The organism is Acidiluteibacter ferrifornacis, from assembly GCF_009909615.1.
GTDB lineage: Bacteria > Bacteroidota > Bacteroidia > Flavobacteriales_E > Vicingaceae > Acidiluteibacter > Acidiluteibacter ferrifornacis.
The window spans coordinates 155,237-179,420 of sequence record NZ_WWNE01000006.1; the positions used below are offsets into that span (position 1 = coordinate 155,237).

Consider the following 24,184-nt stretch of genomic DNA (forward strand, 5'->3'; position numbering starts at 1 on the left):
AAAGATAAGCGCAGTAGTTGAGTTTTACAAGAAATAAAAAAGGCCTCTCGAAATCGAAAGGCCTTCCTATTATTGAATCTAAAATTTAAATTACTGCACAATCAATTTTATATTCTTACGTGTGTTAGCAGTGTTTACTTGCAAGAAATAAATTCCTTTTTCCCAAGCACTCAAATCTAACTCCACTGTCGATTGATTCGCATTTTGTTGAATCACAACTTGTCCTTTGCTATCGAAAACAGTCATTTCCGCGGACTTCTCACTTCCTAAATTAACAGTAAATTGACCTTTACTTGGATTTGGGTAGACTTGAATTGCAGAAAGAGTGTACTCATTCAATCCAACAGCAGCTCCTGGATCCTCTACTTCAAAATCATCTAATGCAATATCAGAAGTAAATCCTGAACCCGTGAACGCTCTAAATCTTACATTTACGATACTCCCATTGTAAGGAGTTAAATTGATATTCGCTTGTCTCCATGAATTGCCTTGATTGAATTGTACAAAAGGAATCACATCTTCAATTAATTCTCCATCCACTAATAAATCAAAATGCAATTCACCCATAGTGGCTCCATTCATATGGTACCAAATAGACGCTTTAGGTGTAACACCACCGGACAAATCTATACATGGCGAATATAAATCAGCCGTTTGTTCAAAACAACTGGACGTCTCTAGGTATAAATATTTACCGCTATTATTTCCTGTAGTATGGTCTGCCGTTGGGCCAGTATTATTGGATGGTGTAGTACCAGAATTGGTTCTAAAATCAAAGTCATCCCAAATGGTATTGGTTAAATTCAGCCATCCTTGAGACAATTGACAAACACCCTGCTCACAATTACTACTTGTTACACAATTAGAAAAACCATCGAAATTTTGGGTGTAAGGCGCGGTAATTGTTGTTGCATTCGCATACAACTGAAACCTTGAACTTACCGTGTCGTTATAGATATTTAAATCAGAAGAATCTATGATTACCTCAATGGTATGAACTCCTGAATTTATATTCAAAGTGTTTGTAAATTCATACACCTTCACTTCAGATGGTAGAATTGTATCTAAATAAACTTCTTTTGGAGATACAACTCCATTAAAACGATAAGATAAATTGAAATTCGTTTTGATGGATTGACCATTATTTCTGATTGCTACTTTCACTTTAGTCGCTGTAGTATTTGAGCAATCAAACAGTGCATTTCCTCCTGGTGATAAGATTTTTTCAATGGCCAAATCATCACTTAATACACAGTTGGACACCCCCGCCGCTTTATAAACTGCAACTGTTCGCTTCCCTACTATATTATTCCCAATAGCTCTAATCGCTACCCAGGTTTCTCGATTCGATGGAAAAGTTACCAATGCCGGAGAAGTAGTTACCGTTGTAATTGAATCCATGAACTTGTTTCCTAACACAAATACTTCGTAGGCAGTAGCACCTGCTACTGTATCAAAGTCTATTGTAAATTCATTAGGACAAACAGCTGTTATCGCCAAATTATTGGGGCGGTCGATAATGTTAAAAGGTTGTTGAGAAACACCAGATACACCGTTTCGAGACACTCGGATTAAGGCCTGTCCAGTGGCAACATTCGGCGCGTTAAAGTATTGATACCTTCTACTAGCAGGAACACTTGTAGACAAGCTAGTCCAACTAGACCCTTTATTTAAAGAATATTCAACTGTAAAGTTTCCAGTGGTATCATAGGTATCCCAACGCACAATGTTGGAAGTTCCTGACTCTAAACTTTCCCCACCTGCAGGATAAGTAACGACTATTTCATCCATGATGAAAGAGTATACCAGTACATAAGCTTGAGGACCTTGTGGTATGGATGTTCCCTTTACGCTAATTTGCAAACTGCCAGAAGCAGGATTATCAATTGAAATTTGTTCCATATTATTTTTAGAATCTACTCCATTCGTAGCGGGAGAATTTAAAGCAGCTGCATTTGGTGTGGAATTTAAAACATATGGTAGATAGTTCGGATTATTAACATCACTTCCAGTAATATCGAGGTTGTTCACTAAAGCTGAAGTAGTATTTACTGATGCTTCATAATCGGTCCAATACACCATTACTTTAACTTGCTTTACTCCTGCAGGAATAACAATTGAATGAGAATTAGTATCCCCTTGTGAAATCGTATCCAATAAATAGGAGTTATCTTCAAATATTTCTAACGCTTTTCTCGCATTCAACCTTCCCCATCCAAAACTAAAGTCAGGACCTTTATTTCCTAAGTCATCGGCTGAATTTAGCATGGCTGCCTTCATTAATGATGAAGGAGGCAATTGTCCATTGTTCAATTCTTTATAGGCATGAACAAGGGCAGTGTATGCGCCGCTTGCACCTGGAGCCGCCATGGAAGTTCCTGTATTATTTACATAGTTATTATTTGGAAATACCGAAAATACATTGGTTCCGTTGGCACAAATGTCTGGCTTGATTCGACCATCGCTCGCAGGACCTCGACTGCTTGAGTTGGCCAATCCATCTGTTAAAGTCACATTCCCAATTGCCATTACGTTTTTTCCAGATTTAATCCCTCCTGTAATGTTTCCCCAACCAGATCCTGCACCATACCCACAATCAGAAGTTCCTGAATTGCCGGCAGAAAACACATGCATTATTGTATTCAATTGACGTACTTGCTGATCTGCAGTTTGAGCAAAAGCATTATAGCCTGCATTACACCCATTACCATAAGAAGTAGAAGTCACCACAATACCGGGGTTGGTAACTGATGTTGGTGAATTATAAATCACATCCCACACATTGTATACTTTTAAATTGGCTCCCCAAGCCATTCCCTGAGCATCTGGATCTAAATTCCCGGCACCTATTGCAATCCCACAAACGTGATCTCCATGCTCTCCTGTACTAGCTCCTGATACCGACTGATCTATTCTACCTTCAAAATCGATGTGAGGACCAATAGCACCATCATCACCAACTCCCATCCAAACACCTTCTCCATTATAAGAAATGCCATTAATGGTTTTATTCCCAATCCAATTCACTCGATGATTGGTTCTTCCAACCAAATCTTCTTTTACAGGCTCCGGATCAATCGGCTCCATATACTTCACCATTGGATGCCCAGCTATCGAGATGATATGCTTTGGATTTACTGCTATGGTAGTCAGGTTTGAATACGCATACTGCCTCAAAATATCTGCACCAAAATTTTGTAAGTAAGAAGTCCACTCCTCATTATTGAACTCTGAACTTGTTTGAACAACAACTTGTACCTTCTTCCCTAACTTCGAATGCTCGGGATAATTCTCTGTCGCCAAATCATGGTGCATTTTAAATTTAGGGGTAACCACATAAAGACCGTCAATGTTGAACTTTTTAGCAGTCTCTATAGCAGTATTCTCCGCCATTTTGACTAGAAATGTATTGTTGGTAATGAACCCTTCCACCTTTATTCCTGCAGCGTCCAATGCAGCCTTATCAGCTTGAGTTGGAATACTAGTAAAATGAGCATAGAGGTAATAGGCCTCTTTGTACTTTGCTAATTCTAAATCTGACCAACTGATCTGCTCAATGTTGGGTTTAATTTTATAATCTGCCGATTTCAATTTTAAAAGCGTTTCTTGGCTATAACTTGAGAAATGCAAGGCCAAAAAACTAGCGACAACTAGTAAGTATGATTTCATGGATGTAAATTAATTGTAAATTTTAGTCCATAAATTTAACGATTTATTAAGGTAGAATTTGTCTTATGGCTTACTTTATCGTAAGTGGAATTACTTAATTAAACAAGATTCAGAGGATTCTTGAATCCAAGGGGATTATAATTTAAATAAACTAGGATATGATTAAACAGGAATTTGAATAGTAATTGAAGCAGCGAAATGAATGTAAACCCTCCGAGAGTTAATCGCTGCTAAAATATCCCTACCTCAACAAACTCAACGTCCCTTTATACGTTTCTCCATCGTGTTTGATGATGTAGAAATAGACTCCGCTTGCGACGTTATTCCCGTACCATGACGGGCTGTTTTTCCATTGAGCCACTTCCATGCCCCATGCATTAAAAAGGGTAACTTCTATTGGCAAACCTTTGGTATTGCCCAACTCCCAAGTGTCGTTGACTCCATCACCGTTTGGGGTGAAAATGTTGGGGATAATTAACACACAATGATTTACATGTACTTCTATTTTACTTCGTTCTTCGGCGACACAATCATTAATCTCCGTTTCTAAATAATACACTTGGTTATTGGTGACTTTAAACGAATACTCAAATCCTTGAAAAAATGGATTGGTTGCTGTTGCGGAGTTGTACCAATTTAGGACAGAAAGTTTTTCTGCAAACTGCGGTACAATGGTTTGAGTGGTGTTTTGACAAAAAAGCATTACTGTGTCTTTTAATTTTGGAGGAATATTCTGAATAACTTTAAGAGTATCTGAAAACAAGCTATTGCAAACGCTCAACCGATAATACATTGGATTAGCACTAGGAATATGATTGGCAGAATCTCCTGCTGTTATGTTGTCCCAAATGGTTTGATTGCTGCTGTATTGCCACTGTGTTGAACCATTGGAATTGTTGCTGTACAAGTTCACGCTTTCTCCTTTACAAATGGTATCTGCTGAAATAGCAACAGAACCAACAGCATGATTGGGAACAATAGTAGTGTCCCATTGATTGTTGGAGCTCACCTCATCTCGATTAAACGTTGCCGTTACGCTCAATTCATAATTAGCTCCTAAAGTTGTAAAATCTAACCCTTGAATTGGAATTTTTGCGGTACTACCTCCAAACAATGCTTCTGTAGGGATGGGATTGTAGCTATTGGAACTCACTTCTTGATTTATCGTTTGCACCACAAATCCGTTCCGTTTAACAGTAGTAGTAATGCGCAAGGTATCTTGCGTAAAGTCCAACCATTCTTCCCCAGTATTGGTGTAGTTGATAGTAACATCTACAGGACTAGTGTAACAAAGCGCAGAATCCAACTGCACAGAAACAAGATTGCCATCATAGCTCAAAGGCAATGTTGCACAACTGCCTAAATAGAGGTTGTCTATAAAATAGTACGTGCCGTAATAACTGTCTTCGCTTTTGCTCCCTCCCACATAAAGTGTATCAATTGCTGTGGTGTCATTGAAATTACCCATGGTCAACACTTTTTCTCCACCTGCTGCTTTATAGGTATGGTTGTATACTGCCCATTTTTTGGTTTCAGTAATGTAGCTGGATTGAGAAACAATGATTTGAGGTGAATAAGGTAAATGAAAGTTAGAAGTAGAGGAAACCCTATTGTTGGACAAATAAATACCCAATTGATTGCGAGAAGCATATTGCATGGAATCCGGTAGGTTCACATGAATCCGAAAACAATAGATAGAGTCCGTAATTAAGATTTGGTTTAAATCACATTGAATGTAATTTCTATTGGCTTTAATAAGTTTAAATAAATAATATATTTCAATTCCAATATACTTCGATCCTTTTTGAGGATATTGATAACCAAAAAGACTTTGTGGAACTGTCCAATATTGATCGTGAAATTCATTGTAATATTCAGGTTGGGTATTCAATCCGCCTGCTAATCGCCATTGATTAGGCAATGAGTAACCCCATCCTGTTTTTGAGGTATCCTCAAAAGAAAAATTAGGGATTAAATTTTGGGCGGTGCAAAGCACCGCCCAAAACAAAATATTACTGGTTAAAAAGGTTTTCAATTATTCAATGATTAGTTTACCGCTTTCAACAGCAGCATCGTTAGAAACAATACGATAAAAATAGATCCCCGGTTGCACGGCATTTATTTTTAATTGATGCGTATTGGTTGCAGTTAGTCGTTTAACTAACTGCTGCTTGCCCAATACATCGTACAACTCAAAAGTAACGTTTTCTTGATTGAATTGACTTCATCCTTGTGTTCTTTTGGCTTGACCCAAAATGAACCAAAAAGTCAAGTCTCTGAGTTTCCTTCTGCTGATTCCTTCCTAAAGTCTAAGACCTTCGCCGGATCTCCTCAATTCTTCGGAGCTAGACGAACTTTCTAAGACTTTAGTTCAAAATCCTTGAAGAATCCTCTAGGACAACTTCAAGATGGAGATTTGATAAAAATAGAGACTATATTGTACGTGGCTTAAAGTTAGCATCTTAATTCCAATGCGAACTCTCGGAGGGTTAGTATTTAATAGTTTACTTGCTTCCCCAGACGTTCATCTTCAAACAAAAAGAGCCTTCCAATAAAATTAGAAGGCTCTTTCAAAAAGTATTTGTATATTTTTATTTCACCAATTCCATTTCTTCAATTAATCTTGTTGCGCCAGCATATTTGTCTACCACCCATAAAATGTAGCGTGCATCTACAGCTATGTTTCTACACTGATCTGGGTCGTACATGATGTCACTCATGGTTCCTTCCCAGTTCCTATCGAAATTCAATCCAATAAGTTCGCCATTGGCATTCAAAACAGGAGAACCTGAATTTCCACCTGTAGTATGGTTAGAGGCAATAAAACAAACGTGTAATTCTCCATCTTCCGCATAATCACCAAACTCTTTGTTATTGATCAAGTCAATCATATCTGCAGGCAACACAAAATCCTTATTCGCTGGGTCGTATTTTTCTAAAATACCTGTAGCCGTTGTAAAATAATTATATTTCACAGCATCTCTTGGCTCATAAGTATCCACTTGCCCGTATGCTAATCGCAATGTAGAATTCGCATCAGGATAATAGGTCCCAGGCAATAATTCTCTCATCCCCTTCACGTAGATTTTACTCCATTTGTCGATCTCATCATTTAAGCGGTTGTACTCAGGACTAATCTTGTTCAGGTAGTTGCTCCATAAACTTTCTGCTACTAAAAATGCAGGATCCTTCAACAACTTCTTAGCTGCACTTTTATCATAGCTATTCAACAATGCCATTACTTCTTCTTTACTATCAAAAATGGTTTTTTTATACACCATGTCTGTAAATGCAGTAAAGTTTCCTTTGTATTTTCCATTGATTTGATTGAACACATCAGGCATAAAGCTTTTAGGCGCTTCATTAGCATATTTGTACATCAACTGATTGAACAATTCTTTGTCCAATTGTTTATCGTAATCTTTATAAAAACGCTCTACTGTTTTCTTCAATCCATCAATGTGGGCTTGATCAAATGTTTTCCCAGCCGATAAGTCAGTAATGTCTTTTCTGAATGTTCTGGCTATGGATACAATGTCTAATCCGCGATATGCAATCTCAATAAAGTAATCCCGAGCCAAAGCTAAGTCTTGCAATTGATCGTATAGTTTTTTCAACTCAGGCAAAGCCATTTCATATTCTTTATTGTCGCCTTTCATGGCTGCAATTTGAAAAGCTTTCTCTTGTTCTTGTTTCACTTCTACTGCATTCAATCGATCTAAACCTCTATTCTCTCCTATCCATTTTTTCCAGTAATTACTTACTCTAGCATATTTGGCAGAATACTTAATTCTCACCTCATCGCTCTGACGCATATTGCGATCCATAATGTCCAATATAGCTCTTCGAATATCTATCATTGCAGGATTTTCTATGTTTCGAATCTGATCTACCGCATAAGAAGTCAAATATTGCTGTGTTCTACCTGGGAAACCGTACACCATCGTAAAATCTCCTTTTTGAACGCCTTTAGTAGAAACTTTCAAGGCTCTGGGTGCTTCATAAGGCACATTATCTTCACTGTATTCAGCAGGCTCATTATCTTTTCCGGCATAAATTCTAAACATGGAGAAATCGCCAGTGTGACGAGGCCACATCCAGTTGTCTTCATCGCCACCAAATTTACCAATGCTTGAAGGAGGTGCTCCTACCAATCGAATATCTTTATATGTTTTGGTGATGTACATATAGTATTCATTGCCATAAAAAAATGGCTTGATCACTGCATCGTATATCGTTCCATCTGTAGCTTCTTCCCCTATTCTTTTGATGTTCTTTTTGATTTGACGTTCTCTTTCTTCATCGGTCAATTCTACACCGACACTGTCTAACACTTTTGCTGTTACATCTTCCATTCTTACAATGAAAGTAGCTGTCAAGCCTGGATTTTTCAGTTCGTCTTTCAATTCTTTGGCCCAATATCCATTAGTTAAGTAATCATTCTCCACTGAAGAATGAAATTGAATTTGACCGTATCCACAGTGGTGATTCGTCAAAATCAACCCTTGATCGGAGATAATTTCACCAGTACAAAAACCGCCGAATGAAATAACAGCATCTTTTAAACTAGAATTATTTACGTTATAGATGTCTTCAGCTGAAAGCTTTAAACCCATAGTTTGCATATCACTTTCATTCAAACTTTTTAAGAGGAGTGGCAACCACATGCCCTCTTTGGCTATATTTACGGTATTGAGCACTAAAAGTGCGGTCAAAAAAGTGGCTAACTTTTTAATCATGCTTAAATTTGTTAAAGATTAGTTCTTGAATTAAACGACTAAAATAGTCATTGCTGCTAATCTTTGAAAAGAAACTCAAGCAAAAAGCTGCTTTTATAGAAATAATTAGAAAAACAATCAGATGACAGCATCCGAACAAAACATTGAAATCAATCGATTACAGAAAGAAATAGAGAAATACATTGCTTTAAAACAAAGCAACATTATTTTTGACTTTCACAACCACAACGACAAAATAGTGCTAGATGTGGTAACCGTAAATCCTAGACACCACCAATCGTTTTTATTCCACAGCACTGAGGGTTCTACAAAGGTAGAAGCATTAACAAAAATGCTAAACTATATTAAAGAATATAAAGACAAAGAAAGTTCTTACACCATTCAATGGTCATTAAAAGACAAACAAGAATTGCACACTTCTTATTTTATGGCCAACAACATTATGATGGCAATTGAGAAGTGCTTCTATGGAAATGACCCTAGCTCAATGGTCATTTTTAGTGTGGTATTGAATCCGATTACATAAAGATGATTGAAAAAACATTTGTTCCTTTTCATGAGATTGGGAACCAAGAAGTCATTATTGTAGATGGTTTACACCCTCGAGGTTTAATCCTTTCACATTGGAAAGGAGGAAATATCCATGCTGAAATTACAGATGATACCTCAGGTGGCATTGTGCTAAACGCCATTGAAAAAAATTTTACAGGTATTGACAACCCATTCATTTCTGCCACTCATTTTGACATTGACGGATTCGTAGGTGTTTGGGCATTATTTGAGCCTCAACTTGCTATGCAATACAAATCCGTATTGCACCAAATGGCGGTTATAGGAGATTTTAGAGAATTAAACCTCACCAAGGATGGAGCCGATCATGCCTTAAAGCTGGTTTGCTACATCAATGCTGTAGAGAAAGAGAAATTCTACGTTCCTTTTGGCGAAGCTGATGAAATCAAATTGTGTGTGGAGAAGTTTAACTATTTCATTCCAACGTTTAAGGAAGTTTTATTGAATACAGATAGTTATAAAGCCATTTGGGAGAAAGAATACGATCAAGCTAAAGCCGATTATTACAAAATTGATTCTGGAGAATATCCAGTCAACAATTATCCTGAGATTGGATTACAATGCATTCATGCCAAAGCACCCATGCATTATTATGGATTGTTTTCAAAAAGTGAAGGATCTGACATTGTCATGAGTATTTATCCAGATAATAAATACGAAGTAGAATACAAATACACGACTTGGGTAGACATTACAAGCCGCCCTACTTTGCCGCGTATTTCATTGAAACCACTTTTAAAACAACTCAACCTCTTGGAAAAAAGTCAATACACTTGGCATGCTGATGGAATATCAGACACTGGTCCAATTTTACGATTGGAAAATGATAATTTATCCAAAGCAGAACGATATGCCAATCCTACAGAAAGAGCAATTTATCCTTCGAGTATTGATTCATATATTTTTGAGCGATTAATCACTGACTTTTTTAAGTTTGCTTACCGCAATATCACTCCAAAGAAAAGTTGGACATGGAAAGAAGTGAGAGCAATTGATATAGCCATATAAATTCTGTCACTAAATATATTGCGGATTCGTTTTTTAATTGAATTAGAAATTAAACTGTTGAAATATCCATCACGATGAGTCATTTTTTTGAACAATATAAAGACCAAATCTACACTGGAATCATTATTATTCTTTCTGTAGTTATACTGCAAGTTGCTACTAAAATCCTATACAATTGGCTCATAAAAAAGGAACAAAAAAGATTTCCTGGGGAAGATCCCAACACCCTCACTCTAGTTAAAAGGATTTTGAATGCGCTATGGATAGTACTGGGTATCATCGCATTTAGTTTTTTATTTGCCGAGCGAGATAAGTATGATGTTTTAATGGACAACTTTAAGTTAGTGCTATACTTGGGCTTCCTCGCTATAGCTACTATCGTTGTGGCTGCGACCACCAACATGTGGTTTAAACGAAGTATCCAACGAAAGATAATTGCCGGAGAAGACCCGACAAGTTATAAATTTCTAAGGTATGTAGTAGTGTTTAGCATCTACTTTATAGGTGCTCTTTTCGGATTATTAGCATTCCCTTCATTAAGAGGAGTAGCTCAAACGGCCTTAGGAGGAGCCGGAGTTGTTGCGATTATTGCGGGTGTAGCATCTCAAGAAGCATTGGCCAACTTAGTAGGTGGAATTTTCATCATCTCTTTCAAGCCATTCAGAATAGGAGACATTATAAAAGTAACGGACACCATGGTAGGAACGGTTACTGACATTACCCTAAGGCATACGGTGATTAGAAATTTTGAAAATAAAATGATAGTTATTCCTAACGCAATGATTAATAAAGAGAAGCTAATCAACTATGATTTAGGAGAATCTAAATGTTGCGAACGGATAGAAATTGGTATTTCCTATGATAGCGATATTGATTTAGCCAAAAAAATAATGCAGGAAGAATGTGAAAACCATCCATCCATATTGGATAACCGAACCGAGGTAGAAAAAGAACAGCAATTGCCAATTGTAAAAACTGCTGTCATCAGTCTTGCAGACTCCGCAGTAGTCATTCGAGCATGGGCTTGGAGCAGCGACTTTTCTACTGCTTTTGAACTTCGAAACAGTGTTTTGGAAAGCATTAAGAAGCGCTTTGATAAAGAAGGAATAGAGATCCCTTTCCCTCACCGCACCATAGTTATGAAAAAGGAAAAATTAAGTGCAATAGAAAATGTAAAATCAAACCATTAATTTAAGTTTATTTTTAGCTCTCAAAATGAATGCACAAATGAAAAATATAGCCATAGCATGTTTATTATTATTGTCAGCCACATTAACGGCGCAAGATTTTAATATAGAAGAACAGCTGTATAACTTACCAGATGTTATTTTCAAAAAGATAAATACTCCTCTTGGGTATGAGGCGGCTTATGAGCTAAGAATAAAACAGCAAATTGATCACCAAGACCCTAAGAAAGGGTACTTCTATCAACGCGCCTATCTTAGTCACAGAGGGTTTAACCGACCAACCACAATGGTAACTCAAGGGTACACTAGCAACAGCAACCGAATCTCAGAAGTAGCCGAATTAATAAAGTCCAATCAAATTGATGTTGAGCACCGTTTCTTTGGAGAAAGTGTTCCAGATTCAATAGAATATCAATATTTAACACTGGAGCAAGCTACTGCTGATTTACACCACATCAATGAGATATTTAGAAAAATTTACCCGAACAAATGGGTGAGCACAGGAATCAGTAAAGGTGGGCAAACCTCCATTTTCTACCGTTACTTTTACCCTGAAGATGTGGATGTAAGTATTCCTTATGTCGCTCCTTTAAACGCAAGTTTGGAAGATGAGCGCATCTATACTTTTTTGGACACTGTTGGAACTAATGAATGTAGAGCCAAAATAAAAGCACTACAAACCAGATTACTGAAAGAAAGAGAATCAGTTTTACCTCTTTTACGCTGGTATTCATATGGAGCTCAATTGCATTTCAACTATCTGACTTTCGAAGAAGCTTTTGAGTATGCAGTATTGGAATATTCCTTTAGCTTTTGGCAATGGGGAAATGATTGCAATGATATACCGAGTAAGAATGCTTCATTAGAAGAAGTACTCTACCATTTTGTTACTGTTTCGGGAGTTGATTTTTTCGCAGATCAAAGTATGGAAGATTTTGCTTCACATTACTACCAAGCAGGGAGCCAAATGGGGTACTATGGCTACAATATCAGTGATTTTAAACCCCTTTTAAAAGCTTTACCAACGGACAAAAACCCATCTGCAGTGTTTATGCCTAATAAAATGAAAGTACCTTTTAACAACTCCACGCCTAAAAAAGCCGCTGAATGGGCTAAAAAGCATGGTAATAAAATGATTTACATTAATGGAAACTCTGACACATGGTCAGCAACAGCCATTCGACCCAATGACAATGTGGATGCGATTTGGTTTTTTCTAGATGGAAAAGACCATAGAGATGCACGAATAAAAAACATGAATAATAGCGAAAGGGTTAAATTAGTCAACAACTTGGAACGATGGTTGGATATGGAGATTGAGTAAATCTAATCTATACTTTGAAACAAAAAACGTTTCAAACTGTATAAAATCTAAACCAGCTCAAAATGATGGATGCAATAAAAAATTGGCTACAAAATAGTTATCAGATCGTAATCCATAGTATCGCTTTTTATCCAGTTTTAATAGGGTTCTTATTTCTAGCGATTTCTATCGGAATGATTTCATTCGATTATTCCGCTGTAGGTAAAGATTTAAAATCAACTTATGAGTTTTTAAGTATTAAGGACGCTGAGACGGCGAGAAGTATTTTGTCGGCCATAGCAGGAGGAATAATTTCCCTAACTGTATTTAGTTTCTCTATGGTAATGATTGTTTTGAATCAAGCAGCATCTAGTCTAAGCAATAGGGTGTTGGATAATTTAATAGGCAACCGACAACAACAGTATATTTTAGGGATTTATATTGGAACTATCGTCTATGCATTCTTTATTCTGACCGCCATTAGAGATGCGGAAAATTCACTCAGTATTCCGTCTATCAGTACCTACTTTGCTATTCTACTGACCGTTTTTGACATTTTCCTTTTCATCTATTTCTTGCATTACATTACCCAATCTGTCAAGTTTGATGTGATTGTTTCTAGGATTTATCAGGAAACTAAAAATTCAATTATTAAAAATAGTGTAGAAAAGAAAGAAAATGTGACCTTTCAAATGCCTGATGAAAAATTTGAGATAAAAGCACTTCAAAGCGGTGTTTTTGAAGGATTCAACATCACCAAGATCCGCAAATTCTGCAAAGAAAATGACCTAATGATTGAAAGCATTCATTTAAAAGGTTCATTTGTGCTTACTGGCACTCCAATCATTTACACTTCAAAACCTTTAAGCGACAGCCAAATAAAACAGCTACATGATTATATCTTCTTGGTGAATCGCGAATCCATTGAAGAAAATTTTACCTTTGGAATTCGTCAACTACGAGAAATTGCTGTTAAAGCATTAAGCCCTGGAATCAATGACCCTGGCACAGCCAATGAAAGTTTAAAAGCTATTTTTCAATTGTTCGATCTTTATTTAGAATCAGAACTTCATTTTTTGATTGTTGACGACCTAAACAACCCAATTGTCCGATTACGCCCGATAGAGATCGAACAATTATTTAATGAAAACATTTTGACCATTTGGGATTATGGGAAGTCTGATCGCAGTATACAGTATCAATTAAATGTTTTGATAACTCAACTACAGCGGAAGTACCCAAAATTAGTTTTCGAGCAGTTTTTAATAGCAATGAAAAAAGTGAATCACTAATTTTTATAGATTCAGAAACAACAGTATGAAACTAAAAATTGAAGCTCCATTTAAACCAACCGGAGACCAACCTGAAGCCATTAGGCAATTGGTGGAAGGTGTAAACAGCGGAGATTATGCTCAAACGCTTTTGGGCGTTACAGGCTCTGGTAAAACGTTTACAGTGGCTAATGTCATTGAACAAACTCAACGTCCAACTTTAATCTTAAGCCACAACAAAACTTTGGCCGCTCAACTGTATGCAGAGTTTAAAGAGTTTTTTCCAAACAATGCCGTCGAATATTTTGTTTCCTATTACGATTATTACCAGCCTGAAGCTTATTTGCCTGTTTCTGATACTTATATAGAAAAGGATTTATCCATCAACGATGAGATTGAAAAACTGCGGTTAAGTACAACCTCTTCTCTATTGTCAGGAAGAAGAGATGTCATTGTGATCAGTTCAGTTTCCTGTATTTATGGAATTTCTAATCCAGCCGACTTTAAACAAAATGTAACACACATCGATGTGGGACAAGTCATCAGTAGGAATAAATTATTGCACCAATTTGTCAATGCGCTGTATTCCCGAACTACTGCAGATTTTGAACGTGGCAATTTTAGAGTCATTGGTGACGTGGTAGATATTTTTCCAGCTTATGCCGACATTGCTTATAAGATTACTTTTTGGGGCGATGAAATTGAAGAAATTACATCCTTCAATCCTGTTAGTGGAGCTACGATCGAAAATTTCGAGCACTTGTCAATATACCCTGCAAATATTTTTGTGACCACTAAGGACAGAATGACACAATCCATTTTCCAGATTCAGGACGATATGGTGAAGCAGGTGGAGTATTTTAAATCCATTGGAAAACATTTAGAAGCCAAAAGAATTGAAGACCGAGTAACCTATGATTTAGAGATGATGCGGGAATTAGGTTACTGCTCGGGAATCGAAAATTATTCGAGATACTTTGATGATAGAGCTCCAGGCACTCGTCCGTTTTGTTTAATGGATTACTTTCCAGATGATTATTTATTAGTAGTGGATGAGAGTCATGTAACTGTTTCACAAATCAGCGCTATGTATGGTGGAGATAGAAGCCGAAAAGTAAATCTGGTAGAATACGGTTTCAGATTGCCTGCCGCAATAGACAACCGTCCATTGAAGTTTGCCGAATGGGAAGGATTACGCAACCAAACCATCTATGTGAGTGCAACTCCTGCAGAATATGAGCTAAAAGAATCCGAAGGCATCGTGGTGGAGCAATTGATTCGCCCGACTGGATTGTTAGACCCCATTATAGAAGTGCGTCCAAGTTTGAATCAAGTGGATGATTTGATGGAGGAAATTGTGAGCCGTTCTGAAAAAGGTGAGCGAACGCTTGTGACCACGTTGACAAAACGAATGGCGGAAGAATTGACGAAATATTTTGCGGAAGCAGGTATTCGTTGTCGATACATTCATTCGGATGTTGACACTTTAGAGCGTGTTGAAATTCTACATGAATTGAGAACAGGCGTATTTGATGCCTTAATTGGTGTTAACCTGTTGAGAGAAGGATTGGATTTACCTGAAGTATCGTTGGTGGCTATTTTAGATGCCGATAAAGAAGGTTTTTTACGATCCAATCGATCCTTGACTCAAACGGCTGGAAGAGCAGCAAGAAATATAAATGGTCGTGTTATTTTTTATGCTGATACTATCACCAAGTCCATGCAAAAAACGATGGATGAAACCGAAAGAAGACGTGAGAAGCAAATTGCATACAACACTGAACATGGCTTAACACCTCAAGCTCTGAACAAAAAACAACGTGGCACTATTGGTAAGTCTAATAGTACGATTGAAAAGGAGTCCAATGAATATGAGCTTCAAGAGCGGAGAGCTATTGCGGCCGATCCGGTGGTAAAATACATGGATGAAAAGCAATTGAGACGTGCGATTACACGCATCAAAAAAGACATGGAAATTGCTGCCAAAGAGCTCGACTTTATGGAGGCTGCTAGGTTACGAGATGAAATGTATGAAATGGAGAAGTTGTTAGCGAAGAAAATTTCTTAATTGTTAATACTGACAATAGAATCAAATCCTTCCGAGCTAAGCGAATCCTTGGCGTTCTTTGTGGTTAACAATAAAGGCAAATAAAAATTAACCGCTAAGTTCTCAAAGGGAAATCCACAAAGATCACAAAGAAAAAAAATATAAAGTTCATTGAAGTCAAACTCTTTGCGACCTCAGCGAATCCTTGGCGTTCTTTGTGGTAAAAAAAGATTAATAAAAATTTAAACACAAAGATCACAAAGACAAACCCACAAAGGTCACTAAGAGTATAAAAGAAAATATAACTTACATAACTAAAAACAAATCCTTCCGACCTCAGCGAAACCTTGGCGTGCTTTGCGGTTAAACAATAAGAGCAAAAAAAGATTTAACCGCTAAGTCCTCAAAGGGAAATCCACAAAGATCACAAAGAAAAAAAATATAAAGTTCATTGAAGTCAAACTCTTTGCGACCTCAGCGAATCCTTGGCGTTCTTTGTGGTTAACAATAAAGGCAAATAAAAATTAACCGCTAAGTCCTCAGAGAAAAACCCACAAAGATCAAAAAGAAAAAAAATAAAAAGTTCATTGAAGTCAAACTCTTTGCGACCTCAGCGAATCCTTGGCGTTCTTTGCGGTTAAACAATAAAGGCAAATAAAAATTAACCGCTAAGTCCTCAAAGACAAACACACAAAGATCACAAAGAAAAAAAATATAAAGTTCATTGAAGTCGATCTCTTTGCGACCTCAGCGAATCCTTTGCGTTCTTTGTGGTAAAAAAAGATTAATAAAAATTTAAACACAAAGATCACAAAGACAAACCCACAAAGGTCACTAAGAGTATAAAAGAAAATATAACTTACATAACTAAAAACAAATCCTTCCGACCTCAGCGAAACCTTGGCGTGCTTTGCGGTTAATAGAATTGAATTCGTTAAAAAATACAATTCAAATAATTAACCATTATTCTTCGTATTCAAATCGCAACTGTATTCCGTAACGAACTTCTTCTTTTTCTAGATTCGAAAGTGAAATACCCAACAATCGAATCGGCTTTTCGGGAATTTCTGGAGTGCGCAATAATTCCACTGCAAGTGCCCAAATGTGATTGAAGCTAGAAATGTAACTTCCAACTGTTTTAGATCGAGTTTGAATGGTGAAGTCATCATATTTTAATTTTAAACTTACTGTTTTTCCAGCATTCTTGGCTTTTTTAGTTCGATTCGCCACGGTCTGACAAATGGGTTGCAATGCTTTTAATAACTCTTGCTCGGTTTCTAAATCATTCTCAAAAGTATTTTCCGCTCCAATTGACTTTCTAACCCGATTCGGCTGAACTTCTCTTTCATCAATTCCACGAGCAATTCGATAATAATGTAATCCTGCTTTACCAAAATTCCTGTGCAGCCACTCGCTGGATTTACTCTTTAAATCAGCTCCATTAAACACGCCAAACTTTTTCATTTTCTCAGCCGTTACTTTACCGATCCCATGAAATTTTTCAATCTTTAATTGTTCGATAAAAGCTTGCCCTTCTTCTGGTAGAATTACACTCATGCCGTCGGGCTTATTAATATCCGAAGCAGTCTTTGCTAAAAACTTATTGTAGCTCACTCCTGCGGAAGCAGTCAGTCCAGTTGCAGCCAAAATATCAGCTCGAATATTCATTGCAATTTTCATCGCTGAAACGATGTTTTTCTTATTCTCTGTGACATCTAAATATGCTTCGTCCAACGATAATGGCTCTACCAAATCAGTGTAATTCTTAAAGATTTCCATAATTTGAAGAGACACTTCTTTGTATCGTTCAAAGCGTGGCTTTACGAAAATCAAATTGGGACATCGTCGGGCCGCCATAATAGAGGCCAAAGCGGAATGTACCCCAAACTGACGGGCTTCGTAGCTTGCCGCAGCCACCACTCCTCGTTCTCTTGAACCTCCAACAGCAACTGGCTTCCCCTTCAACTCAGGATTGTCCAATTGTTCCACAGAAGCATAAAATGCATCCATGTCAATATGAATTATCTTCCGCGTATTTTCCGAATCAGTCAATTAAATTCATTTTTTTCAACAGAAAGGTAGCATTCATATTTTGGCATATCCCCTTCTTTAAAGTGTAGTCAAAGTGTAAATCATCACCTTTCATGTCCACTTCAAAAGCATAATTTTGGATGTTTTTCGGGTAAACCAAATTCAATTCACACAAGGATAAGTCATGAGTAGCAATAATCCCCGATAACGGATAACGCAATAGTTTTTTCAAAAATTCTGCTGAACCAGTGGCCTTATCTCTTGAGTTGGTTCCTTTTAAAATCTCATCAAGAATTGCAAACGTCGGTTGACCCTTTTCTAATAAATCTACCAACTGCTTCAAACGTTTTAATTCAGCAAAAAAGTAAGACTCATTATCATTTAAGGAATCTTCTGTTTTCATACTCGAAAAGAGTGCAACAGGAGTATACTTCAAAATGCCAGGCAAATTCACTCCAAGTGTGCCCATCACCATGCTCACTCCTATTGTCCTCAAGAAAGTACTTTTCCCAGCCATATTCGCACCAGTCACAATATCAATTTGATTCCATCCATCAATCAATAAACTATTAGGCACTCTAACACTTGGCTTCAACATCGGATGCGAGAGCATTTCTGCCTCGTAAAAAAACTCTTCTTGCTTTACATATTTTGGAAAATGATTTTCAGGATTATTAAACACATAATTCCCCAATGATATTCGTGCATCTATCTCATAAATAGCCGACAACCAGTTATGTAGGCTTTCTCCATAAACAGCTTGCCAATTGGAAAAACGCAATAAACATCGAACATCCCACAACAAAAAGGCATTCAATATGATACCCATTATCATGTTATTCCTGTTATCAAAGGCATTCAAAATCGACTTCAATTGATTTAAAGCTTCAGATGCAGGAGTTTTTCCTTTTAATTTGCCTTGTGCTTCCTGATTTAACTTTTCATCGAAACGTTCTTCTTCAATTAACTTAATATAGGCGGTGTATGAAGATACATCCCTCAATAAGTCTTCAGCTAATTTTGCGACCTCTGTTGTCTTCTTTAAAAAAGTGCCAGTAAACAATAATGCCGCAATTAGGGAATAGGTTAAATAATTTACGCCAATACCATCAAAAATATATCCCAACGTAACTCCAAATACCATTATTGGGATCACATAGTAAAGTGCTTTATAAAATCGATTTGAAAAAACCTGAATTGCAGGAAACGCTATTGATTCTTTATTCGAAACATTGCGCTTATTAGCCCTAAACTGATGTTGCCATTCGGTTTTATCAGCCAATTCCTTCACTGCTAATTGTCTTTGATTTAAGACATCCACATTCAATTCTAGTTGTAATAGTTCATTTGCCAATTTTCTCGCCCCTCCTTTTGTAACCGTCCTATTGAGCAATTGAAATATTGAACCACGACCTAATATTCCAAAATCTGCAGCATATTGATGATTCATTTCTGAAAATTCAATCCCGTTTTCATTAGACGAGAAGTCGTATTCTAGCGCAGACAATTCATTTTCTTGGATAGCAATTAAATGTTGTACTTGATCGATTTCATCATTCAATTGCCCTGCTCGTTTCACAGCTATTGCAAAAACAATAAGTGGAACTATAAAACCAAACATTGCCAATAGGGCGTCTTCGAAAAACAAATAAAGCAACAAAAAAGCTGAAGCAAAACTTAATACTCTTATAACTGTTATTATCCTTGAACGATTTCGCAACTGTGTAAGTTCAGATTCAAACTGATTTTTTCGGTGATTGTAAAAGGTCGATAGTGAATTCATAGGCTGTAAATTTCCTTCTTTTTATCGGAATTGGGTACATTTTGATTAGAATAACCAATTTAATTTTAAAATCAATTACCTAATTTTTAACATGTTGTAAAAAATTAACAATTTTTCAAAATATATTTGTACCTACATTTAATGTATATACATATATTTGCATCATCAAATTTAAACTAAAGAAAAATGAAAAAGATTGTATTATCAACTATGGCATTAGCCATCGCTGCATTAACTTTTGCGGGAAATGGAGAAAAAAACACGTATAAAGTAGACAACAAGTTATCCAACCTAGAGTGGACAGGTAAAAAAGTAACTGGTGAACACACTGGAACTATAGCTGTTAAAGAAGGTTCAATAGTAGTTGAAAACAATATGATCAAATCTGGAACTATTCAGTTTGACATGACAACAATTAACTGTACAGATTTAGAAGGCGAATACAAAGGCAAATTAGAAGGTCACTTGAAATCAGACGATTTCTTCAGTGTGGAAAAACACACTGCATCTACACTAAAAATTAAAAGTGTAAAGAAAATTGAGGGTCAAGATACTTATGAGGTAAATGGCGATTTAACCATTAAAGGAATTACACATCCGACAACTTTTACAGCTGTTATCAAAATGGAAAACAACAAATTGGTTGCAATTGGAACTGTAGATGTAAACAGAACTAAATATGATATCAAGTATGGTTCAGGACAATTCTTTGAGGGCCTAGGAGACAAAATGATCTATGATGACTTTACAGTAAAATTCAAATTAGGAGCAAAAAGCTAAGACTTTTCATATAGGTTGATTTTAGGTTACCCGCCGTTTCTTATGTTTAGAAGCGGCGGTTTTTTTATGAAGAATGATCACTTATTATCTTCCATTGTCCACCCATTCGTTTCCAAAGTAAACTGTAATGCCCTTCTAAGTTTCCCATAGAGCGTTCCAGATGCCACTTCCCAATTACGCTGACATAATCTGTACTCAATTGCTCAATGTAGAGATTAGTAAAAGTAAGTTTCCCCATGTCCGCTGCGGTAGGATAGGATTTCTTATAATTCTCTAATGTTTTTTGCCAACCGTAAGTCAGTCCTTTGCGTCCGATAAATTTCAATGAATCAGAATGCCAATAAGGTTCCATAAAGCATTCCAGATCTCCTGAAGACCAACAAACCTCTTGCTTCTTCATAAGTTCATTAATGATATATTGGGTATCACTTTTTGATGGAGCACTGCAACCAATCGTAATTAAAATAATAACTCCACTAATTAATCGGGAAATAGATAGGATATCTCTCATTATACTTTCTTAAAAAAATGAATAAACGTTCTTCCTTTTTACCTTTATATTTTTTGTATTCATTCCATAAAGAAGGATCTTTTTGAAAAATCGGCTCTGCATTCTTCGCAGAAAAAGTAAATACCTTACCATTATCAAAATTTAGTAAGAATTGAACAAGTGTCTGGCTTTCCATTGGAGATTGAAACCCATACGGATCAATTCTATAACTAATTGTTTTAACATAAGCCGCGAAATGGGAGAAAGCCCCAATAGTAATTAACCGATTAAAATCACCTTCAGCAGAAATATAAATCCCTCTACCAGTAGAATACCCCCAAACTCTATCGGGGTTTAATGGAAAATACTCTTTCAATGAATCATCATAAATTAAAATGGATTCTCCTTTTCTTTGCAATCCTTGAGTGATACTCGGTTGATTATTTTTAAATTCATCAAACGTTAAATAAACTCCTTGATTAAATTCAAAAGTGGGTTGATAAATGACCTCATCCAATTGAGCAAAACCTCGAAAAGACAAAAAAAATAAAAACAAAACTATCGATGTTCTCATACTTCCTTCATACTTAGTTGAATTCTTTTTCTTGACTCATCTACTTCAAGTACTTTCACTTTCACAGTCTGTTGAAGGTTAACCACTTCATTAGGATTAGCGACAAAATGATTGGCTAAATGAGATATATGCACCAAACCGTCCTGCTTCACACCAACGTCAACAAAAGCACCAAAGTTGGTAATATTGGTAACGATTCCTGGTAACACCATCCCAACCTCCAAGTCTGAGATTTTACTGACATTTTTATCAAATTCAAATAATTTAATTCCCTTTCGTGGATCTCTTGCCGGTTTTTTCAACTCCTCCTTTAAATCATTCAATGTCGGCATACCAATTTCGGTAGTAATAAATTTTTGAAAGTCTATTTGATCAATTGCTTTCTCATTCCTAACTAACTCATCTACAGAAACACCAACAGACTTGGCCATCCTTTTGACTAAATCATAACGCTCTGGGTGAACCGCAGAATTGTCCAAAGGATTATCCCCATCTATAATTCGTAAAAAACCTGCCGACTGTTCATATGATTTTGCTCCCATACCTTTCACTTTCAGTAATTCTTTCCTATTTGTAAAAGATCCATTATCAGTTCGATAATCCACAATGCGTTGAGCCAATTGCGGGCCTAAACCAGATATATATTGCAATAGGTGTTGAGAAGCAGAGTTGACATTCACTCCCACCCTATTTACAGCACTTTCCACAACTCTATCCAACGATTGTTTGAGTAATTTTTGATCAACATCGTGCTGGTATTGACCTACACCTATAGATTTGGCATCAATTTTCACTAATTCAGCTAAAGGATCCATCAACCTCCTTCCAATCGAAATTGCACCTCTAACAGTCACATCATATTGAGGAAATTCTTCTCTAGCTATTTTTGATGCGGAATAAATTGAAGCCCCATTTTCATTTACTACATAGACTTCAACGGCCTCGTTGAATCGCATCTTTTGAATAAAACGCTCTGTTTCTCTTCCTGCTGTTCCGTTTCCAATTGCTATGGCTTCAATTTTATATCGACTTACAATGGTATTGATTTTTTTAGCTGCCATCGCACTTTCGTTTTGCGGAGGATGCGGATAAATCGTTTCGTTGTAAACAATGTCACCTAAATCATTTAGACAAACCACTTTACAGCCAGTCCTAAAACCAGGATCTATGGCCAATACATTCTTTTGTCCCAATGGTGGCGCCAACAATAACTGTTTTAAATTCTTTGCAAAAACATCAATAGCTTCCAAATCCGACTTTTCCTTATACGCTTTTTTGAATTCTGTTTCTATTGAAGAACTGATCAATCGTTTGTAACTGTCTTTCGCAGCAATTTGCAGCTGCTCTTTTAATTCTCGATTATTGGTTTTAATAAAAGCTTGCTCAATTTTGGTCAATGCTTTCTCTTCCTCTATAGAAATCTTTACTCTTAAAAATCCTTCGCTTTCTCCACGAGAAATTGCTAAAAATCGATGTGAGGGAATTCGCTTCAACGGCTCTTCCCATTTAAAATAATCTTTAAACTTCTCTCCCTCAACTTCTTTACCTTTTATCAGTTTTGAAGAAATAATCGCTCCTTTTTCAAACATCCAACGGATATTACGACGGATATACTCATTCTCGTTTAGCCATTCCGCTATTATATCTCTTGCGCCTGAAAGTGCTTCTTCTATTGTCTGAACTTTATCATTTAGAAATCTTTCAGAAGTTTCCTCTAATGAATTAAGATTTTGAGCCATCATCATTTTGGCTAACGGTTCCAATCCTTTGTCTTTTGCCACAGACCCTTTGGTTGTGCGCTTTTGCTTATATGGAAGATAAATATCCTCCAGCTCAGTTAAATCAGTACAGTTTACAATTTTTTCTCTTAACTGGTCTGTTAACTGTTCTTGTTCAGCAATGGCTTTTAATATAGCTGATTTTCTTTTCTCCAACTCTTCATAACGACTTTTTTCATTTTGAATATTTTCAATCTCAACTTCATCTAAATTTCCTGACCACTCCTTTCTATACCTGGCAATAAATGGAATTGTAGATCCCTCCTCCAATAATTGAACAGTCGACTGAACTGAATCCTTTGGTAAACCCGTCTTTTGAACAATATAGGTTATTAAATTAATTTCCATTTAAATAGAACTTTTAAGTTTCGTTTACGTAGAATATTTGAACAAGAGTGCTAATTTAATGGTTTAAAATCTACACTACAGCATCTTTTCAAAACTCATTCATATGAAGAAAATATATTCTCTAGCACTTTTAATCGGCCTTTTCTTAAGTTTAAGTTCTTGTGCACAAGACGCTCACCAGTTAGAAGATCAAAATAATCAAGAAATTAAACTTAAGCCAGTTTTAACCAAAGCAGAATACAAAAAATTACTATCACCTGAAGTCTATAACATCGCTATAGAAGAAGGCACCGAACGCCCATTTACAGGAAAGTATAATAATTTTAAGGCCGATGGTATTTTTACTTGTGCCTTATGCGGAAACCCACTATTTGATTCTAGAACTAAATTTAAATCAGGAACAGGTTGGCCGAGCTTTTATGACGTTTACTCTAATGAGAGTATCGAAGAGTCCGTAGACAAAAGCCTAGGTATTATAAGATCTGAAGTTGAATGCTCTAGATGTAAAGCTCACCTTGGTCATGTTTTTGACGATGGACCAGACCCAACTGGATTAAGGTACTGTATTAACTCCCTAGTTCTAGACTTTGTCCCAAGAAAATAAAA

Annotated in this window: 16 protein-coding genes and 1 pseudogene; 8 read left to right on the top strand and 9 right to left on the bottom strand. The window is 36.5% G+C overall.

What is annotated here, in order from left to right:
- Window positions 1-90: 90 nt before the first annotated feature.
- From GQN54_RS07215 to GQN54_RS07230, 4 genes and pseudogenes are all read right to left on the bottom strand, one after another.
- Window positions 91-3,669, bottom strand: a complete 3,579-nt coding sequence (locus GQN54_RS07215) for a S8 family serine peptidase (RefSeq protein ID WP_160632861.1) — start codon at window positions 3,667-3,669, stop codon at window positions 91-93.
- Window positions 3,670-3,910: 241 nt separating this feature from the next.
- Window positions 3,911-5,704 (bottom strand): T9SS type B sorting domain-containing protein, encoded by a 1,794-nt coding sequence (locus GQN54_RS07220; protein WP_160632862.1) that lies wholly within the window; start codon window positions 5,702-5,704, stop codon window positions 3,911-3,913.
- Window positions 5,705-5,872, bottom strand: a pseudogene (locus tag GQN54_RS07225) (T9SS type A sorting domain-containing protein); the annotation flags it as partial.
- Window positions 5,873-6,260: 388 nt separating this feature from the next.
- Window positions 6,261-8,408, bottom strand: coding sequence for a S46 family peptidase (locus GQN54_RS07230; RefSeq protein WP_207554848.1), 2,148 nt, complete (start codon window positions 8,406-8,408; stop codon window positions 6,261-6,263).
- A gap of 121 nt (window positions 8,409-8,529) precedes the next feature.
- Between GQN54_RS07230 and GQN54_RS07235 the strand changes: the two genes are divergently transcribed.
- The 6 genes from GQN54_RS07235 (at window position 8,530) to uvrB (ending at window position 15,815) form a co-directional block, all read left to right on the top strand.
- On the top strand, window positions 8,530-8,934 hold the full coding sequence (locus tag GQN54_RS07235) for a hypothetical protein (RefSeq protein ID WP_160632864.1): 405 nt from the start codon (window positions 8,530-8,532) through the stop codon (window positions 8,932-8,934).
- A 2-nt stretch (window positions 8,935-8,936) separates the two neighbouring features.
- Window positions 8,937-9,986, top strand: a complete 1,050-nt coding sequence (locus GQN54_RS07240; protein WP_160632865.1) for a DUF6687 family protein — start codon at window positions 8,937-8,939, stop codon at window positions 9,984-9,986.
- A 74-nt stretch (window positions 9,987-10,060) separates the two neighbouring features.
- A complete protein-coding gene (locus GQN54_RS07245; RefSeq protein ID WP_160632866.1) occupies window positions 10,061-11,176 on the top strand; it encodes a mechanosensitive ion channel family protein in 1,116 nt (371 codons plus the stop codon).
- 37 nt (window positions 11,177-11,213) lie between these two features.
- Window positions 11,214-12,497: a S28 family serine protease gene (locus GQN54_RS07250; protein WP_160632867.1), complete on the top strand. Its 1,284-nt coding sequence runs from the start codon at window positions 11,214-11,216 to the stop codon at window positions 12,495-12,497.
- Between the two features lie 62 nt (window positions 12,498-12,559).
- Window positions 12,560-13,768, top strand: coding sequence for a DUF2254 domain-containing protein (locus GQN54_RS07255; protein WP_160632868.1), 1,209 nt, complete (start codon window positions 12,560-12,562; stop codon window positions 13,766-13,768).
- A gap of 25 nt (window positions 13,769-13,793) precedes the next feature.
- Window positions 13,794-15,815, top strand: coding sequence for an excinuclease ABC subunit UvrB (gene uvrB, locus GQN54_RS07260; RefSeq protein WP_160632869.1), 2,022 nt, complete (start codon window positions 13,794-13,796; stop codon window positions 15,813-15,815).
- Window positions 15,816-16,757: 942 nt separating this feature from the next.
- Here the strand turns inward: uvrB and dinB are convergent.
- A complete protein-coding gene (gene dinB / locus GQN54_RS07265; RefSeq protein WP_262885861.1) occupies window positions 16,758-17,846 on the bottom strand; it encodes a DNA polymerase IV in 1,089 nt (362 codons plus the stop codon).
- Complete coding sequence (locus tag GQN54_RS07270; RefSeq protein ID WP_160632870.1) at window positions 17,839-19,608, bottom strand: MutS-related protein; 1,770 nt, start codon at window positions 19,606-19,608, stop codon at window positions 17,839-17,841. Before GQN54_RS07270 ends, dinB begins: the two co-directional genes overlap by 8 nt.
- A gap of 186 nt (window positions 19,609-19,794) precedes the next feature.
- Here GQN54_RS07270 and GQN54_RS07275 point away from each other — a divergent pair, with 186 nt between their 5' ends.
- Window positions 19,795-20,388 carry a YceI family protein gene (locus GQN54_RS07275; RefSeq protein ID WP_160632871.1) on the top strand — a complete coding sequence of 198 codons (594 nt, stop codon included), beginning with the start codon at window positions 19,795-19,797 and terminating at the stop codon, window positions 20,386-20,388.
- A gap of 64 nt (window positions 20,389-20,452) precedes the next feature.
- On the opposite strand, the gene GQN54_RS07280 is transcribed toward GQN54_RS07275, so the two are convergent.
- The 3 genes from GQN54_RS07280 to GQN54_RS07290 are packed head-to-tail and all read right to left on the bottom strand — an operon-like array spanning window position 20,453 to window position 23,578.
- Window positions 20,453-20,899 carry a YybH family protein gene (locus GQN54_RS07280; RefSeq protein ID WP_160632872.1) on the bottom strand — a complete coding sequence of 149 codons (447 nt, stop codon included), beginning with the start codon at window positions 20,897-20,899 and terminating at the stop codon, window positions 20,453-20,455.
- Entirely contained in the window at window positions 20,865-21,452 is a 588-nt protein-coding gene (locus tag GQN54_RS07285; RefSeq protein ID WP_160632873.1) for a hypothetical protein, read from the bottom strand. Before GQN54_RS07285 ends, GQN54_RS07280 begins: the two co-directional genes overlap by 35 nt.
- A complete protein-coding gene (locus tag GQN54_RS07290) occupies window positions 21,449-23,578 on the bottom strand; it encodes a Tex family protein (RefSeq protein WP_160632874.1) in 2,130 nt (709 codons plus the stop codon). The genes GQN54_RS07285 and GQN54_RS07290 overlap by 4 nt, the downstream gene beginning before the upstream one ends.
- Window positions 23,579-23,681: 103 nt before the next feature.
- Between GQN54_RS07290 and msrB the strand changes: the two genes are divergently transcribed.
- Entirely contained in the window at window positions 23,682-24,182 is a 501-nt protein-coding gene (msrB, locus tag GQN54_RS07295) for a peptide-methionine (R)-S-oxide reductase MsrB (protein ID WP_160632875.1), read from the top strand.
- Window positions 24,183-24,184 lie beyond the last annotated feature (2 nt).

Coding starts and splice junctions, on each gene's coding strand:
- GQN54_RS07240 (WP_160632865.1), top strand. CDS start 8,937: ATGATTGAAAAAACATTTGTTCCTTTTCATGAGATTGGGAACCAAGAA.
- GQN54_RS07270 (WP_160632870.1), bottom strand. CDS start 19,608: ATGAATTCACTATCGACCTTTTACAATCACCGAAAAAATCAGTTTGAA.
- uvrB (WP_160632869.1), top strand. CDS start 13,794: ATGAAACTAAAAATTGAAGCTCCATTTAAACCAACCGGAGACCAACCT.
- GQN54_RS07290 (WP_160632874.1), bottom strand. CDS start 23,578: ATGGAAATTAATTTAATAACCTATATTGTTCAAAAGACGGGTTTACCA.
- GQN54_RS07280 (WP_160632872.1), bottom strand. CDS start 20,899: ATGAGAGATATCCTATCTATTTCCCGATTAATTAGTGGAGTTATTATT.
- GQN54_RS07215 (WP_160632861.1), bottom strand. CDS start 3,669: ATGAAATCATACTTACTAGTTGTCGCTAGTTTTTTGGCCTTGCATTTC.
- GQN54_RS07285 (WP_160632873.1), bottom strand. CDS start 21,452: ATGAGAACATCGATAGTTTTGTTTTTATTTTTTTTGTCTTTTCGAGGT.
- GQN54_RS07250 (WP_160632867.1), top strand. CDS start 11,214: ATGAAAAATATAGCCATAGCATGTTTATTATTATTGTCAGCCACATTA.
- GQN54_RS07235 (WP_160632864.1), top strand. CDS start 8,530: ATGACAGCATCCGAACAAAACATTGAAATCAATCGATTACAGAAAGAA.
- GQN54_RS07245 (WP_160632866.1), top strand. CDS start 10,061: ATGAGTCATTTTTTTGAACAATATAAAGACCAAATCTACACTGGAATC.
- GQN54_RS07275 (WP_160632871.1), top strand. CDS start 19,795: ATGAAAAAGATTGTATTATCAACTATGGCATTAGCCATCGCTGCATTA.
- GQN54_RS07255 (WP_160632868.1), top strand. CDS start 12,560: ATGATGGATGCAATAAAAAATTGGCTACAAAATAGTTATCAGATCGTA.
- msrB (WP_160632875.1), top strand. CDS start 23,682: ATGAAGAAAATATATTCTCTAGCACTTTTAATCGGCCTTTTCTTAAGT.
- GQN54_RS07230 (WP_207554848.1), bottom strand. CDS start 8,408: ATGATTAAAAAGTTAGCCACTTTTTTGACCGCACTTTTAGTGCTCAAT.